Origin of the sequence: Kitasatospora sp. NPDC059803 (genome assembly GCF_042732255.1) — a bacterium.
Classification (GTDB): domain Bacteria; phylum Actinomycetota; class Actinomycetes; order Streptomycetales; family Streptomycetaceae; genus Kitasatospora.
Window position 1 is genome coordinate 4506 of the sequence record NZ_JBHWIJ010000146.1, and the last position, 15238, is coordinate 19743.

Here is a 15238-nt window from a genome sequence, read left to right on the forward strand (position 1 = left end):
CACCCACCGCTTCGAGAGCGAGAGCGCGGCGGCAGATATTTTGAAGAAGGCCCCCCCCCCCCAGCCGTCGGGCGGCCCCCCGCCACGATGCTCAGACGGTGGCAGCCTGCGGGGTCTGTGCGGGCAGCTGGTCGGGGGCCGCTTCTACCTCGCGGGTGCGCAGGGCGAGGGGGATGCGGAGGGCGGCGATCCAGGTGAGGGTGGCGCCGAGCATGTGGAGGCCGACCATCAGCTCGGGGGCGTCGGTGAAGTACTGGATGAAGCCGAGGACGCCTTGGAGGAGCAGGACCGCCAGCAGTTCCTTGGTGCGGGCCTTCGCCGCCGGGGGGGCCTTGATGGCGGCGAAGACGAAGATCATCGCGATGGTCAGGCCGACCGACACGAACGCGAGGTCGGCGTGGAACTGGGCCAGCCTGTCGTAGTCGATCGGGATCCGGGGGACGATCTTGTTGTCCTTCGGCGTGCCCGGGTGGTGGCCGGCGCCGGTGACCAGGGTGCCGGCTGCGACCAGCAGGCCGATGACCAGGACCAGCACGTAGGAGAGCTGGTGGATGGGGCGGGCCACGCTGAGCTTCGGGGCTCCGTCGCCCTCCTTGGAGCGCTCCCACATCAGCAGGGCAACCCAGACCAGCGCCATCGCGGCGATCATGTGCAGTGCGACGGTGTAGGGGTTCAGGCCGGTCAGCACGGTGATGCCGCCGAGCACGGCGTTGCTCATCACCAGCCAGAACTGCGCCCAGCCGAGCTTGGTCATGCTGTGCCGCCAGGGGCGGTGGCAGCGGGCGGCCAGGATGGCCCAGCCGACGGCGGCGCTCAGTACGTAGGTGAGCATCCGGTTGGTGAACTCGACGACGCCGTGGAAGCCCATCTCGGCGGTCGGGGTCAGGCTGTCGGCGGTGCAGCGGGGCCACGTCGTACAGCCGAGGCCGGAGGCGGTGAGGCGGACGGCGCCGCCGGTGACGACGATCACCACGCTCATCACCAGCGCGGCGAACGCGGCGCGCCGGACCATCACGGCGGACGGCTGCCAGCGGTCGGCGAGCAGGGAGAAGGGATTAGGCACGGGGCCAATCGTAGGCGGCCTTACAGGGGATCTTGGGGCGGGGCGCGAGCGTGACCCGGGCGCGGGGGTTACCCGGGGTCGGGGGTTACCCGGGGTCGGGTGGGTACAAACCGGACTCTTCGGTCAAGGCGGTCATTGGTCTTGACCAATCACCTGTGAGGCCGAAAGAGTGCGGATTGGTCCATACCTTTTTTCGGACCTCTCCCACTCCTCCCGCACAAGCGGAGACCTGCACATGCGCATACCCACGTCCGCCGCCGCGCTCGCAGTCGGCGGCTCGCTCGCACTGGCCGGCCTGATCGCCCCCGCCGCCGCCCACGCCGCCGACCCCGGCCAGGAGTGCCGCAGCCTCGGGGTCGCCAACCTCTACGGCGAGTTCATCGAGGGCGACGACACCCACACCCCCGACGCCGAGGGCGCCGTCGCGGTGGGCGGCAACGCCGACTTCACCGGCGGCTTCTCGGTCGGCCAGGAGCTAACCCCCGCCGAGGTCGACGCCCTGCCCGGCAAGAACGCGCTGGTGGTCGCCGGCCGCATCACCGGCCACAACACCCAGGTGATGAAGGGCAACGGCGTCTACGGCTCCAAGGCCGACGGCGCCGTCGTCCAGGCCCACCAGGGCGCCATCGCCCAGGGCGCCTCCCCGATCGACTTCAAGGCCGAGTTCGCCAAGCTGCGCGCCGCCTCCACAGCGCTGGCCGCCGCGCCGCAGACCGCCGGTGCCACCGTCCAGGCCAAGGGCGCCGAGCTCACGTTCACCGGCGGCGACGCGAAGTACAACAGCTTCACCGTCGACGCCGCGAAGCTCCAGGGCGCCAAGGACGTCTTCCTTAAGGTGCCGGCCGGCTCGGTGACCGTCATCAACGTGACCGGCGGCTCGTACGACATGGCGGCCGCCGGGACCACCGGCTTCCACCTGTGGGACGAGGCCAAGGCGTCCTTCGTCCTGGACGACAAGCTGCAGAGCGCGGCCGGCGGGGCGATCCGCGCCAAGCTGCTGTGGAACTTCCCCACCGCGACCAAGGTGGTCAAGAGCAGCAAGGCCGCCTGGGCCGGCACCGTGCTGGCGCCCAACGCCGCCTTCGACCTCGGCAGCGGCGGCCCGGTCAACGGTTCGGTCATCGCAGCCTCGCTGACCGGCAAGGGCGGCGCGGAGACGCACCACTACCCGTTCGCCGGCTGCCTGCCCGGTGTCGTCGTCCCGACGCCGTCCACCACGCCCACCACGCCCACCGTGCCGCCGGTGGTGCCGAGCGGGACGCCGTCGGCCTCCACCACGCCCGGTACGCCCGGCACCTCGGCCACCCCCGGGACCTCGGCGAGCCCCTCGGCCACGCCCTCCGCCCCGGTGAGCGGCAAGCCGAGCGCGGGTGCCTCGGCCAGCCCGTCGGCCACCGCCTCGGCGGGTGTGCCGGCCGCCTCGGCCTCGGCCTCGGCGAGCCCGTCCGCCCAGGCGAACGCGGGCGGCAACCTCGCGCACACCGGCTCCGGGCCCGTCGTGCCGCTGGCGATCGGCGGCGCGGTGGTGCTCGCGGCCGGTGGCGCGATCGTGGTCGTCACCCGGCGTCGGGCGGCCAAGAAGGCCTGATGGTTTCGCCGGTCGACCGGTGCTGCGCCCTCGGTGATTGAACCTGATCACCGGGGGCGCACGTATTTCAGTCAGGTGACGAAGTTCATTCAAGTTTGCCGAATCCGCGTTCCGCGAGGTGGCAGCTGTGATGGGCTGGTCATACACATCAGACGACGGACCAACAGACGAAATTCGGTCGTACGGCGGGGTGTGGAGAGGTGCGGGAGTGCCGGTAGAGTCCCCCGGACAGTCGTAGCGGGCCACCGCGAAACCTTCAACACGCCTGCTGCGCAAGACCGTTCTGAGGGGAACAGCGTAAATGGCGCGACAGCAGCGGCACATGCGGATCGGCGCGGCGGCACTCGCCGGGACGGCGGCGGCCGGAATTCTCCTGCCTCTGGCGCTGGCAACCAACGCCTCGGCGCACGTGCCGAGTTGGTCGGTGACCTGCGACAAGATCGTGATCGATCTGATCAACTACAGCCCCAAGCCCGACGTGAAGAACACCGTCAGCCTCACCATCGACGGCGAGAAGGTCCTGGACGCCAAGGCCTTCCCCGCGGAGTTCCACGGCACCTTCCCGGTGAAGGACCACACAGCCCCCGTCAAGGCGAACCTCGTGGTGAACACGACGGAGACCCCCAACGAAAAGGGCTGGAACATCAACGAGACCAAGACGATCGAGCCGTGCCACACGCCGACTCCGACGCCGACTCCCACCCCCACGCCCACCAAGACCCCGACCCCGACACCCACCCCGACGCCGTCGCAGACCACGACTCCGACGCCGACTCCCACGCCGACGCCCACCAAGACCCCGACCCCGTCGGCCTCGCCCACCGCGAGCAAGACCGCGACCCCGACCCCGACTGTGACCCCGGTCCCGACGCCCACCACCAGTGGCCCGGCGCTCGCCCAGACCGGTAGCAACGACGCCACCCCGATGATCGCGGCGGCCGGCGGCGGCGTGCTGCTGGTCGGTGGCGCGCTCGTCCTGCTGGCCCGCAAGCGTCGCGGCAGCCAGAGCTGACGTTCCGTCGGTGACGTGAGACCGCCCCCCGGCCGAAGCGGCCGGGGGGCGGTTCCCGTGTGGGGCGGCCTCATGCACGGGGCGGTTCACGTGCGGGGCCGGGGGCTACTCCCAGCGGAAGAAGCGGGCCGCGGCGGCCAGCCCGAGGACGGCCCAGCCGGCCAGGATGCCGAGGTCGGACCAGGGCACCCCGGCGCCGTGCTGGAGGACCGACCGCAGGCCGTCCGAGAGCGCGGAGATCGGCAGCAGCTCCAGCACCGACTGCACGGCCGAGGGGAACTTGCTCAGCGGCACGATCACCCCGCCGGCCAGCAGCAGCAGGATGAACACCAGGTTGGCGGCGGCCAGTGTGGCCTCCGCCTTGAGCGTGCCGGCCATCAGCAGGCCGAGGCCGGAGAAGGCCGCGGTGCCGAGCACCAGCAGCGCGACGACCGTCAGCGGGTTGCCCTGCGGGGACCAGCCGAGCGCCAGTGCGATCACCGACAGCAGCGCGACCTGCAGCGCCTCGGTGACCAGCACGCAGCCGGTCTTGGCGGTCAGCAGTGCCCAGCGCGGGAGCGGGCTGGCGCCGAGCCGCTTCAGCACGCCGTAGCGGCGCTCGAAGCCGGTGGCGATGGCCTGCCCGGTGAAGGCGGTGGACATCACGGCCAGCGCGAGCAGGCCGGGGGCCAGGAAGTCGACCCGCTTGCCGGGGCCGTCCACCGCGACGATGTCCACGGCCGAGAACAGCACCAGCAGCACGGTCGGGATGACCACGGTGAGCAGCAGCTGCTCACCGTTGCGCAGCAGCATCCTGGTCTCGAAGGCGGTCTGGGCGAGCAGCATCCGGCCGACCGGGGCCGCGCCGGGCTTGGGGGAGTAGTCGGTGGTGGTACTCACGAGCGCAGGTCCCGTCCGGTCAGGTCGAGGAAGACGTCTTCGAGGCTGCGGCGCTGGACGGACAGCCGTTCGGGCAGGACTCCGGAGGCCGCGCACCAGCCGGTGACGGTGGCCACCAGCTGCGGGTCGACGGGCGCCTCGACGCGGTAGCTGCCGGGGGTGGTCTCGGTGGCGGCGGCGCCCTCGGGCAGTTCCTTCAGCAGCGGGCCGAGGTCGAGCCCGGGCGGGCCGTCGAAGCGCAGGGCGTTCTCGGCGCCGCCGCGGCACAGCTCCTCGGGGCTTCCGGTGGCGATCACCCGGCCGCGGTCGATGACGGCGACCTGGTCGGCGAGCTGTTCGGCCTCGTCCATGTGGTGGGTGGTGACGACCACGGTGACGCCGTCCCGGCGCAGGTCGCGGACCAGCTCCCAGGTGGCGCGCCGGGCCTGCGGGTCGAGGCCGGCGGTGGGCTCGTCCAGGAAGACCAGCTCGGGGCGGCCGACCACGGCCATGGCCAGGGCGAGCCGCTGCTGCTGGCCGCCGGACAGGCGCCGGTAGGCGGTGCGGCCGCAGGAGCCGAGGCCGAGCCGCTCGACCAGCGCGTCGACGTCCAGCGGGTGGGCGTGCAGCGCGGCGGTGTGGCGCAGCATCTCGACGGCGCGCGCGCCCGCGTACACGCCGCCCGATTGGAGCATGACGCCGATCCGGGGGCGCAGCGCGGCGTTCTGGGCGACCGGGTCGAGGCCGAGGACGCGGACGGTGCCGGCGTCGGGGCGGCGGTAGCCCTCGCAGGTCTCGATGGTGGTGGTCTTGCCGGCGCCGTTGGGGCCGAGGACGGCGGTGATCGCGCCGCGTGCGATGGTGAGGTCGAGGCCGTCCACCGCGGGCTTGTCGCCGTAGTGCTTGACCAGCCCGGCGATCTTCACCGCGGGTTCGGAGTGCATACCGGCGAGTGTAAGAGGCCCCGACGCCGGGCCCGGACGGCGCCCTCGATGATCGTTTTCGCAGGTCAGGTAAGGCTTACCTGCGTGACAGATGACACGAGTGAGGCCTGCATCACGGCTTGTCCTGTCGGAAGTAATTACGCAACACTGGTGTTGTGAAAAACATGCGCGAGCACGCCACGCCCCAGGAGGCCGAGTCGGCCCCCGGGTGCGACGTGCCCGTGACGGCGGCCGAGGTGCTGCTGGAGGGCCACCGCGCCACCCGGGACCGGGTCGCCCGGTCGATCCTCGACCACGGCCCCTCCTCCGCCGCCGACCTGGCGAGCCGGCTCGGCCTCACCGCCGCCGCCGTCCGCCGCCACCTGGACGGGCTGGCCGCCGCCGGCCTGGTCGAGTCCCGCGAGCAGCGGGTCTACGGCAGCCGTGGCCGGGGCCGCCCGGCCAAGGTCTTCGCCCTCACCGACGGCGGCCGAGACGCCTTCTACCAGGCGTACGACCAGCTCGCCGCCGACGCGCTGCGCTGGATCTCCGACTCGGTCGGCGGCGGCAAGGCGGGCGAGGAGGCGGTCGCCGCCTTCGCCCGGGCCCGGTTCGGCAAGCAGGGCGAGAAGTACCTGGAGCTCCTGCGGCTGGCCGAGGCGGGGGAGCGCACCGAGGCGCTCGCCCAGGCGCTGAGCGCGGACGGGTACGCTGCCACGGTGCGGCGGGTCCCGCCGGCCGTGGCGAAGGCCCCGGCGGGCGCCCAGCTCTGCCAGCACCACTGCCCGGTCGCGCACATCGCCGAGCAGTTCCCGCAGCTCTGCGAGGCGGAGACCGAGGTCTTCTCGCAGCTGCTGGGCACCCATGTGCAACGGCTGGCCACCATCGCCCACGGCGACGGGGTCTGCACCACCTATGTGCCGGCACCCGGTGCCGCATCGTCGCCTGCCCGGCGTTCCGCGGGCCGCGGCTCCGATGCAGTGCCGACTGCCGGTACGTCCACCGAAGATTCAGCGTCCGCGCGTTAGGAAGCTCGCATGACTGACACCGTTTCGCACCCCGAGCTCGAGGGCCTGGGCACCTACGAGTACGGCTGGGCCGACCCGGACACCGCCGGTGCCGCGGCCAAGCGCGGGCTCAGCGAGGAGGTCGTCCGCGACATCTCCGCGAAGAAGAACGAGTCCGAGTGGATGCTGAACCTGCGTCTCAAGGGCCTGAAGCTGTTCGGCAAGAAGCCCATGCCGACCTGGGGCTCCGACCTCTCCGGCATCGACTTCGACAACATCAAGTACTTCGTCCGCTCCACCGAGAAGCAGGCCGAGTCCTGGGAGGACCTGCCCGCGGACATCAAGGCCACCTACGACAGGCTGGGCATCCCGGAGGCCGAGAAGCAGCGCCTGGTCGCCGGTGTCGCCGCCCAGTACGAGTCCGAGGTCGTCTACCACCAGATCCGTGAGGACCTGGAGGAGCAGGGCGTCCTGTTCCTGGACACCGACACCGCGCTGCGCGAGCACCCGGAGGTCTTCAAGGAGTACTTCGGCACCGTCATCCCGGCCGGCGACAACAAGTTCGCCGCGCTGAACACGGCGGTGTGGTCCGGCGGCTCGTTCATCTACGTGCCCAAGGGCGTCCACGTCGACATCCCGCTCCAGGCCTACTTCCGGATCAACACCGAGAACATGGGCCAGTTCGAGCGGACGCTGATCATCGTCGACGAGGACGCGTACGTCCACTACGTCGAGGGCTGCACCGCGCCGATCTATTCCTCCGACTCGCTGCACTCCGCGGTCGTGGAGATCATCGTCAAGAAGGGCGGCCGCTGCCGCTACACGACCATCCAGAACTGGTCGAACAACGTCTACAACCTGGTCACCAAGCGCGCCGTGGCGTACGAGGGCGCGACCATGGAGTGGGTCGACGGCAACATCGGCTCCAAGGTCACCATGAAGTACCCGGCCGTCTACCTGATGGGCGAGCACGCCAAGGGCGAGACCCTGTCGATCGCCTTCGCGGGCGAGGGCCAGCACCAGGACGCCGGCGCCAAGATGGTGCACATGGCGCCGAACACCTCCTCCAACATCGTCTCCAAGTCGGTGGCGCGCGGCGGCGGCCGGACCTCCTACCGCGGTCTGATCGAGATCGGCGAGGGTTCCAAGGGCGCCAAGTCCAACGTGCTGTGCGACGCGCTGCTGGTGGACACCATCTCCCGCTCGGACACCTACCCGTACGTGGACGTCCGCGAGGACGACGTGTCCATGGGCCACGAGGCGACGGTCTCCAAGGTCAGCGAGGACCAGCTGTTCTACCTGATGAGCCGGGGCATGACCGAGTTCGAGGCGATGGCGATGATCGTCCGCGGCTTCGTCGAGCCGATCGCGCGCGAGCTGCCGATGGAGTACGCGCTGGAGCTCAACCGGCTGATCGAGCTGCAGATGGAGGGCGCGGTCGGCTGACGTCCAGCCGCTGACCGCCCACCGACTTTTCGAGCTTTTCGAGGAAGAGAGCACTACGACAGCCATGGCTGACGTCAACACCACCACCGGCTCCACCACCGCCGGGTCGATCGAGGTCGGCACCGCCGGCGCCGGCGCCCAGCTCGCCGGCCCCGGCACCGGCCGCGCCACCGTCCAGCAGCCGATCGACGCCCGGGTCGCCGTCAAGCCCTCGTTCGAGGTCGGCGACTTCCCGGTGCCCACCGGCCGCGAGGAGGACTGGCGGTTCACCCCGATGCACCGCCTGGGCGGCCTGCACGACGGCACCGCCGCCGAGGCGGCCAAGGGCGAGGACAAGGTCGAGCTGAGCCTGCCGGACGGCGTCACCGCCGAGACCGTCGGCCGCGACGACGCCCGCCTGGGCAAGGCCGGCAAGCCCGTCGACCGGGTCGCCGCGCAGGCGTTCAGCGCCTTCGAGCAGGCGCTCGTCGTCACCGTCCCCCAGGACGCGGTGCTCACCGAGCCGGTCAAGATCGACGTGCACGGCGAGGGCGGCACCCGCTTCGCCCACGTGGTGGTCGACGTCAAGCCGTTCGCCGAGGCCGTCGTGGTGATCAACCACACCGGTACCGGCACCCGGGCCGCCAACGTCGAACTGCTCGTCGGCGACGGCGCCAAGCTCACCTTCGTCTCCGTCCAGGACTGGGACCGCAACGCCGTCCACGTCGCCCAGCAGACCGCGCTGGTCGGCCGGGACGCCTCGCTGAAGTCCGTGGTCGTCACCTTCGGCGGCGACGTCGTCCGGATCCACCCGCGGGTCAACTACGCCGCGCCCGGCGGCGAGGCCGAGCTGTTCGGCCTCTACTTCGCCGACGCCGGCCAGCACCTGGAGCACCGTCTGGTCATCGACCACGACACCCCGCACTGCCGCTCCAACGTGGTCTACAAGGGCGCGCTGCAGGGCCAGGACGCCCACGCCGTCTGGGTCGGCGACGTGCTGATCCGCGCCGCCGCCGAGGGCACCGACACCTACGAGCTCAACCGCAACCTGGTGCTCACCGACGGCGCCCGGGTCGACTCGATCCCCAACCTGGAGATCGAGACCGGCGAGATCGTCGGCGCCGGCCACGCCTCCGCGACCGGCCGCTTCGACGACGAGCAGCTGTTCTACCTGCGGTCCCGCGGCATCCCGGCCGACGAGGCCCGCCGCCTGGTGGTCCGCGGCTTCTTCGCCGAACTCGTCCAGCAGATCGGCGTCGCCGAGATCCAGGACCAGCTGATGGAGAAGATCGAGGCCGAGCTGGAAGCGGCGGTCTGATCCAGATGACCTTCCTCCGTGCCTGCGCGCTGAGCGACCTCCAGGAGGACGTGCCCAAGCGCGTGGACCTCAACGGCGTGCCGGTCTCCGTCGTCCGCACCGACGAGGGGGTGTTCGCGATCAACGACACCTGCTCGCACGCGAACGTCTCGCTCTCCGAGGGCGAGGTCGAGGACTGCATGATCGAGTGCTGGCTGCACGGCTCCAGCTTCGACCTGCGCACCGGCAAGCCCTCCGGCCTGCCCGCCACCAAGCCGGTCGCTGTCTACCCCGTAAAGATCGAAGGGGACGATGTGCTCGTCTCCGTCAACCAGGAGTCCTGAGTACCCATGGCAACGCTTGAAATCCGCGACCTGCACGTCTCCGTCGAGGCCGAGAACGGCCCGCGCGAGATCCTCAAGGGCGTCGACCTGACCGTGAAGCAGGGCGAGACCCACGCGATCATGGGTCCGAACGGCTCCGGCAAGTCCACCCTGGCCTACTCGCTCGCCGGCCACCCCAAGTACACCGTCACCGGCGGCTCGGTGCTGCTGGACGGCGAGGACGTCCTGGAGATGTCCGTCGACGAGCGCGCCAAGGCCGGCGTCTTCCTGGCCATGCAGTACCCCGTCGAGGTCCCCGGCGTCTCGGTGAGCAACTTCCTGCGCACCGCCGCCACCGCCGTCCGCGGCGAGGCCCCCAAGCTGCGTCTGTGGGTGAAGGAGGTCAAGGAGGCGATGGCCGCCCTCCAGATGGACCCGGCCTTCGCCGAGCGCAACGTCAACGAGGGCTTCTCCGGCGGCGAGAAGAAGCGCCACGAGATCCTCCAGCTGGAGCTCCTCAAGCCGAAGATCGCGATCCTCGACGAGACCGACTCCGGCCTGGACGTCGACGCGCTGCGGATCGTCTCCGAGGGCATCAACCGGGTCCGCTCGACCGGCGAGGTCGGCACCCTGCTGGTGACCCACTACACCCGCATCCTGCGGTACATCAAGCCCGACTACGTCCACGTCTTCGCGGGCGGCCGCATCGTCGAGTCCGGCGGTGCCGAGCTGGCCGACAAGCTGGAGAACGAGGGCTACGAGGCGTATGTGAAGGGGGGCGCGTCCGCGTGACGCATCCGTTCACGGGTCTGCTCGACACCGACGCGATCCGCAAGGACTTCCCCATCCTGCAGCGCGTGCTGCACGAGGAGAAGCCGCTCGTCTACCTGGACAACGCGGCCACCTCGCAGAAGCCGCGCCAGGTGCTGGAAGCCCTGACCGCCTACTACGAGCGGCACAACGCCAACGTCCACCGCGGCGTGCACGTGCTCGCCGAAGAGGCCACGGCGCTCTACGAGGGCGCGCGGGACAAGGTCGCGGCCTTCGTCAACGCGCCCAGCCGCAACGAGGTGATCTTCACCAAGAACGCCTCCGAGTCGCTCAACCTCGTTGCCAACATGCTCGGTTGGGCCGACGAGCCGTACCGGGTGGACGCCGACTCCGAGATCGTCATCACGGAGATGGAGCACCACTCCAACATCGTTCCGTGGCAGCTGCTGTCGCAGCGCACCGGCGCGAAGCTGAAGTGGTTCGGGCTCACCGACGAGGGCCGGCTCGACCTCTCCAACATCGACGAGCTGATCACCGAGAAGACCAAGGTGGTCTCCTTCACCCTGGTCTCCAACCTGCTCGGCACCGTCAACCCGGTCGAGACGATCGTCCGCAAGGCCCAGTCGGTCGGCGCGCTGGTCGTCATCGACGCCTCGCAGGCCGCCCCGCACATGGTGCTGGACGTCCAGGCGCTGGAAGCCGACTTCGTCGCCTTCACCGGTCACAAGATGCTCGCCCCGACCGGCATCGGCGTGCTCTGGGGCCGCCAGGAGCTGCTGGAGGACCTCCCGCCGTTCCTCGGCGGCGGCGAGATGATCGAGACCGTCACCATGGGCTCGTCCACCTACGCCCCGGCGCCGCACAAGTTCGAGGCCGGCACCCCGCCGATCGCCCAGGCGGTCGGGCTCGGTGCGGCCATCGACTACCTGTCGGACATCGGCATGGAGAAGATCGCCGCGCACGAGCACGCGATCACCGCGTACGCGGTCGAGCGCCTGCTGGAGGTCCCGGACCTGCGGATCATCGGCCCGCGCACGGCCGTCGACCGCGGCGCCGCGATCTCCTTCACCCTCGGCGACATCCACCCGCACGACGTGGGCCAGGTGCTGGACGAGCAGGGCATCGCCGTGCGCGTCGGCCACCACTGCGCGCGGCCGGTCTGCCTGCGGTACGGAATTCCGGCGACCACGCGGGCGTCGTTCTACCTGTACTCGACGCCGGGCGAGGTCGACGCGCTGATCGACGGCCTGCACCACGTCCGGAACTTCTTCGGCTGACGGGACTGGGCAGGACATGAAGCTCGACTCGATGTACCAGGACATCATCCTGGACCACTACCGCAACCCCCACGGCAAGGGGCTGCGGGACGGCGACGCCGAGGTGCACCACGTCAACCCGACCTGCGGTGACGAGATCACCCTGCGGGTGCGGCTCGACGGCTCGACCGTCGCCGACGTCTCGTACGAGTCCCAGGGCTGCTCGATCAGCCAGGCCAGCGCCTCGGTGCTGAACGACCTGGTCGTGGGCAAGACCGTCGGCGAGGCGCAGACCGTCCAGGAGGCCTTCCTGGAGCTGATGCAGAGCAAGGGCCAGGGCGAGGGCGACGAGGAGGTGCTGGAGGACGCGGTCGCGTTCGCCGGCGTCTCCAAGTACCCCGCCCGGGTCAAGTGCGCCCTGCTCAGCTGGATGGCCTGGAAGGACGCCACCGCCCAGGCGCTCGCCCAGCACCCCGCCGTGAACGACTGACCCGCAGAGGAGGACAGAACAATGAGTGACGAAACCCCCTCCGCTGCGGAGGAGCAGCCGAACGGCGTCGTCATCGTCGGCACCACCGCCGGCACCGTGTCCGTGGAGGACCTGACCGAGGCCCTGATGGACGTCGTTGACCCCGAACTGGGCATCGACGTCGTCAACCTGGGCCTGATCTACGGCATCCACATCGACGAGTCCGACGTGGCCACCATCGACATGACGCTCACCTCGGCGGCCTGCCCGCTGACCGACGTCATCGAGGACCAGGCCAAGACCGCCACCGACGGCCTGGTCCAGGACCTGCGCATCAACTGGGTCTGGATGCCGCCGTGGGGCCCCGACAAGATCACCGACGACGGCCGCGACCAGCTCCGCGCCCTGGGCTTCAACGTCTGACGGCTCGCGCTTCTCGCTTGGGCCGGACTGCTCCGTTGTACTGGAAGCAGTCCGGCCTTGGTTGTTGGCCGGACTTTGTATGGTGGCCCGGTGGAGAACTGGCATTCACCCGGAGCCGCCCGGGCGAGCTTCGCGGCCCGGATCGACGCCGCAATTGTGCAGGCCGGCCGGCCGCCGTTGAAGACTATCGTCGCGACAAGTGCAACCATCCGTGGCGGTGTCGAGCTCAAGAGGTCGACCGTCAGCGCCTGGCGCAGAGGGAAAGGGTTGCCGGAGGGCCTGAACGCCCTTAGGACACTGCTTCTCGTGTTGGACAAGATAGCCGGGGTACGTGGTCGCTTCAGCGATGAGCGTGACTGGGAGCGGCTCTACCGCGCGGCCCAGGAAGAGCCTCCGCAAGCGCCCCGAGGTGAAACCGTAACGGTTCGGGACTTCGAACTGTGGGAGCTCGGTGTACACCGGGCCCGCGCTGGAGATCTCGGATCGGACTTCCCTGCCTACATCGGACGGGACATCGATGTTCGGGTCCGTGCGGCACTTGGGGAGGCGGCGGCCACCGGAGGGATGATCCTTCTCAGCGGGGACTCGACGACCGGCAAGACGCGCATGGGGTACGAAGCCCTTCTAGCGGTACTCCCCGACGCTCAGTTGCTCGTACCGAGCGGCTCCCTGGAACTCGCTGACCTGATCCGTAGCTTGCCCCGTACTCGGCTGGGTCCCACTGGGACTCCACGAGTTCTCTGGCTCGACAACCTTGAGAAGTACCTTCCACCGCCCGGCCTCGACATGAACGGCCTCCGGGCGCTGCGTCGGGCTGGATTGGTTGTTTTCGCCACCATGAGGTTGGCATTCCGCCAACAGCATGTGGAGAGTGGTACTGGTCTGGACATTCTGAGGTCCTGCGTGGAGTTCAGTGTCGAACGGCTGTGGTCCGAGGCCGAGCTTGCGCGGGTGCGCGAGCAACTGGTGATCGTCCCCGACAGTCGGCTGGAGGATGCTCTTGGACATGTGGCTGACCATGGAATTGCGGAGTACCTCGCCGCAGGCCCGGAAATCTGGCGTGAATTGGCCCAGGCATCTCGGGTGAGCGGCAATCCACGGGGAGCCGCTCTGGTGCAGAGCGCTATTGGTCTCGCCCTTGCGGGTGCGCCCATGCCGCTGCGACTGGACGTCCTGGAGCAAGTCCATGAGATCTACCTTCCCGGGAGCAACAAGGCGCTTCTGGCTCCGGAGAGCTCTGAAGCCGCTGTTCGGTGGGCAACGGAGGTGCGGTACGGCGTGACGGCACCGCTCCTGCCCGACGGACCAGGGGTCCGTCCGTTCGACTATCTGGTCGATGCGACGCTGCGCGAGCGCGGTGTTGGGCCGTCCTTGGTGCCGGATCCGATCTGGCGAACCGCCCTCGGCCTTGCCGTGAACGCCGGAGACCGGTTCAACATCGCGCTGGCCGCCTACATGAACGACTTGCCGTCCGTTTCAGAGGACGCGCTGCTTCCGCTGGTCGACGCAGGTGATCTCGGTGCCATGCGCGGGCTGGCAGAGATCCTCCGCCCGAGCGATCCCGAGGCTGCGCGAGGGGTGCTGCAGCGGGCAGTTGATCTGGGGGACGAGGTCGCCATGAGGCTCATGGGCAATCACTTCGTCTTCCAGTACAAGTATGACGAAGCTGACGAGTGGTTCCGACTCGCGGCCGAGGCCGGAGACGAAGAGGCACACGCGTACTTCCACAAGCCAGGTGTCTATGACCAGCCGGAAAAAGGGCGGAGCTGGTATGACAGGGAGTGGGACGAGGAGGATGACACTCCTTGGAGTCCCACTCGGCGCACCTTGGCAGTACTTCTCGCCCAGCTCGAGATCCTCGGTGACATGGTTAACGAGAGTGTGCGGGAAGCGGGTGACTGTCCGGTCGAGATCGACGGTGAGTGGTACTTCGTCCTGGACGAGTTGCCGTCCCAGACGTGGCGGATGGACGGGGCGTGGCGGCGGCAATTCGTGCGCTGTTTCGATGATCTCGCCGACGACATCCGGGGCGGTCGGCTGCCGTCGCCACGCTGTACCGGTGAGGAGATGGCACTGCACCTCTGTCTCCAGTACGCATCATCGATGACCCTGGACGAGCCGGACTTCGTTGCCGAGATCACGGCGGGAATCCCGGCTGACGAAGAAGACTACGACTGGCGGACCTGCTCCGACCTTCTTTTCGAGGATCACGACGTCCTCTTCCTCTACGATCCCTGGCTCAGCTCAGTGGCGGACCCTCGCAGTTCGCTGCATCACCAGATGGGCATTGCCTATCTGCAGCCGGAAGAATGGTTCAAGCCGTTCCGATCCGAGAACGCCCGCGATCCTGAGCGCGGTCACCGGCGCTGAGGTCCGCAGCGTCCAGCCTGGAATTCCAGGCAACGGCCTCTGACCTCGCTCGATGCATCATGCCGCGGGTGAGGGATCGCCTCTGCACTGCGAGGCCTGGTGTGCTTCCGATCGGTCGGAGGCACACCAGGTCCTTTGACGGAGTGCTAGGAGAGCACTAAATGAATCTGACACCGCTGGCTCTGGTCGCCTTGGCGGCCCCGGTGCTCATCGCCGTGGTCCTCTGTTTTGGCCTGCTTGCGGCGCTGCGAGGCACCAGCGCTGCGCACCGGGTACAGCTGTTCACAGCCTTCTGTGAGGCTGTTGGTCGGGTCTCGATCGGCCGTCGTGCTCGAGTACTCGTTGGGGCGAGGCCTACCGAAGGTGGAGGACTTCCGCGGCGAGGGTGAGGACCGTTCGCGGTGACGGCGCGCGCCCCGCGGAGAAATGGGTTTTAAGGGGCGCGCGCGGGGT

Annotated in this window: 14 protein-coding genes; 11 read left to right on the plus strand and 3 right to left on the minus strand. The window is 69.4% G+C overall.

The features are described from left to right. Positions 1 to 91 precede the first annotated feature (91 nt). A complete protein-coding gene (locus ACFV6I_RS22560; RefSeq protein WP_380427287.1) occupies positions 92 to 1063 on the minus strand; it encodes a heme A synthase in 972 nt (323 codons plus the stop codon). A gap of 235 nt (positions 1064 to 1298) precedes the next feature. On the opposite strand from ACFV6I_RS22560, the gene ACFV6I_RS22565 reads away from it, so the two are divergent. Both ACFV6I_RS22565 and ACFV6I_RS22570 read left to right on the plus strand, forming a co-directional pair. Continuing rightward, complete coding sequence (locus ACFV6I_RS22565) at positions 1299 to 2651, plus strand: choice-of-anchor A family protein (RefSeq protein ID WP_380427289.1); 1353 nt, start codon at positions 1299 to 1301, stop codon at positions 2649 to 2651. A 301-nt stretch (positions 2652 to 2952) separates the two neighbouring features. Beyond that, positions 2953 to 3663 (plus strand): LAETG motif-containing sortase-dependent surface protein, encoded by a 711-nt coding sequence (locus ACFV6I_RS22570; protein WP_380427291.1) that lies wholly within the window; start codon positions 2953 to 2955, stop codon positions 3661 to 3663. A gap of 105 nt (positions 3664 to 3768) precedes the next feature. On the opposite strand, the gene ACFV6I_RS22575 is transcribed toward ACFV6I_RS22570, so the two are convergent. Continuing rightward, positions 3769 to 4488, minus strand: coding sequence for an ABC transporter permease (locus ACFV6I_RS22575; RefSeq protein WP_063351445.1), 720 nt, complete (start codon positions 4486 to 4488; stop codon positions 3769 to 3771). A gap of 50 nt (positions 4489 to 4538) precedes the next feature. Next, positions 4539 to 5465, minus strand: a complete 927-nt coding sequence (locus ACFV6I_RS22580) for an ABC transporter ATP-binding protein (protein WP_063349523.1) — start codon at positions 5463 to 5465, stop codon at positions 4539 to 4541. A gap of 164 nt (positions 5466 to 5629) precedes the next feature. Here ACFV6I_RS22580 and ACFV6I_RS22585 point away from each other — a divergent pair, with 164 nt between their 5' ends. The 9 genes from ACFV6I_RS22585 (at position 5630) to ACFV6I_RS22625 (ending at position 14785) form a co-directional block, all read left to right on the plus strand. Then, positions 5630 to 6472 (plus strand): metalloregulator ArsR/SmtB family transcription factor, encoded by an 843-nt coding sequence (locus ACFV6I_RS22585; protein ID WP_107452933.1) that lies wholly within the window; start codon positions 5630 to 5632, stop codon positions 6470 to 6472. Between the two features lie 9 nt (positions 6473 to 6481). After that, a complete protein-coding gene (gene sufB, locus ACFV6I_RS22590; RefSeq protein ID WP_363368925.1) occupies positions 6482 to 7897 on the plus strand; it encodes a Fe-S cluster assembly protein SufB in 1416 nt (471 codons plus the stop codon). A gap of 64 nt (positions 7898 to 7961) precedes the next feature. Continuing rightward, complete coding sequence (gene sufD / locus ACFV6I_RS22595; protein WP_363368927.1) at positions 7962 to 9194, plus strand: Fe-S cluster assembly protein SufD; 1233 nt, start codon at positions 7962 to 7964, stop codon at positions 9192 to 9194. A 5-nt stretch (positions 9195 to 9199) separates the two neighbouring features. Continuing rightward, positions 9200 to 9517: a bifunctional 3-phenylpropionate/cinnamic acid dioxygenase ferredoxin subunit gene (locus ACFV6I_RS22600; RefSeq protein ID WP_063349526.1), complete on the plus strand. Its 318-nt coding sequence runs from the start codon at positions 9200 to 9202 to the stop codon at positions 9515 to 9517. A gap of 6 nt (positions 9518 to 9523) precedes the next feature. Continuing rightward, a complete protein-coding gene (gene sufC, locus ACFV6I_RS22605) occupies positions 9524 to 10288 on the plus strand; it encodes a Fe-S cluster assembly ATPase SufC (protein ID WP_063349527.1) in 765 nt (254 codons plus the stop codon). Continuing rightward, positions 10285 to 11544, plus strand: coding sequence for a cysteine desulfurase (locus tag ACFV6I_RS22610; protein ID WP_063349528.1), 1260 nt, complete (start codon positions 10285 to 10287; stop codon positions 11542 to 11544). The genes sufC and ACFV6I_RS22610 overlap by 4 nt, the downstream gene beginning before the upstream one ends. 16 nt (positions 11545 to 11560) lie before the next feature. Next, positions 11561 to 12013 (plus strand): Fe-S cluster assembly sulfur transfer protein SufU, encoded by a 453-nt coding sequence (gene sufU / locus ACFV6I_RS22615; protein WP_063349529.1) that lies wholly within the window; start codon positions 11561 to 11563, stop codon positions 12011 to 12013. Between the two features lie 21 nt (positions 12014 to 12034). After that, positions 12035 to 12415: a metal-sulfur cluster assembly factor gene (locus ACFV6I_RS22620; protein ID WP_279634938.1), complete on the plus strand. Its 381-nt coding sequence runs from the start codon at positions 12035 to 12037 to the stop codon at positions 12413 to 12415. A 90-nt stretch (positions 12416 to 12505) separates the two neighbouring features. Then, positions 12506 to 14785, plus strand: a complete 2280-nt coding sequence (locus ACFV6I_RS22625; RefSeq protein WP_380427293.1) for a hypothetical protein — start codon at positions 12506 to 12508, stop codon at positions 14783 to 14785. The last annotated feature ends 453 nt before the right edge of the window (positions 14786 to 15238 follow it).

Coding starts and splice junctions, on each gene's coding strand:
- ACFV6I_RS22565 (WP_380427289.1), top strand. CDS start 1,299: ATGCGCATACCCACGTCCGCCGCCGCGCTCGCAGTCGGCGGCTCGCTC.
- ACFV6I_RS22570 (WP_380427291.1), top strand. CDS start 2,953: ATGGCGCGACAGCAGCGGCACATGCGGATCGGCGCGGCGGCACTCGCC.
- ACFV6I_RS22575 (WP_063351445.1), bottom strand. CDS start 4,488: ATGCTGCTCGCCCAGACCGCCTTCGAGACCAGGATGCTGCTGCGCAAC.
- ACFV6I_RS22580 (WP_063349523.1), bottom strand. CDS start 5,465: ATGCACTCCGAACCCGCGGTGAAGATCGCCGGGCTGGTCAAGCACTAC.
- ACFV6I_RS22585 (WP_107452933.1), top strand. CDS start 5,630: ATGCGCGAGCACGCCACGCCCCAGGAGGCCGAGTCGGCCCCCGGGTGC.
- sufB (WP_363368925.1), top strand. CDS start 6,482: ATGACTGACACCGTTTCGCACCCCGAGCTCGAGGGCCTGGGCACCTAC.
- sufD (WP_363368927.1), top strand. CDS start 7,962: ATGGCTGACGTCAACACCACCACCGGCTCCACCACCGCCGGGTCGATC.
- ACFV6I_RS22600 (WP_063349526.1), top strand. CDS start 9,200: ATGACCTTCCTCCGTGCCTGCGCGCTGAGCGACCTCCAGGAGGACGTG.
- sufC (WP_063349527.1), top strand. CDS start 9,524: ATGGCAACGCTTGAAATCCGCGACCTGCACGTCTCCGTCGAGGCCGAG.
- sufU (WP_063349529.1), top strand. CDS start 11,561: ATGAAGCTCGACTCGATGTACCAGGACATCATCCTGGACCACTACCGC.
- ACFV6I_RS22620 (WP_279634938.1), top strand. CDS start 12,035: ATGAGTGACGAAACCCCCTCCGCTGCGGAGGAGCAGCCGAACGGCGTC.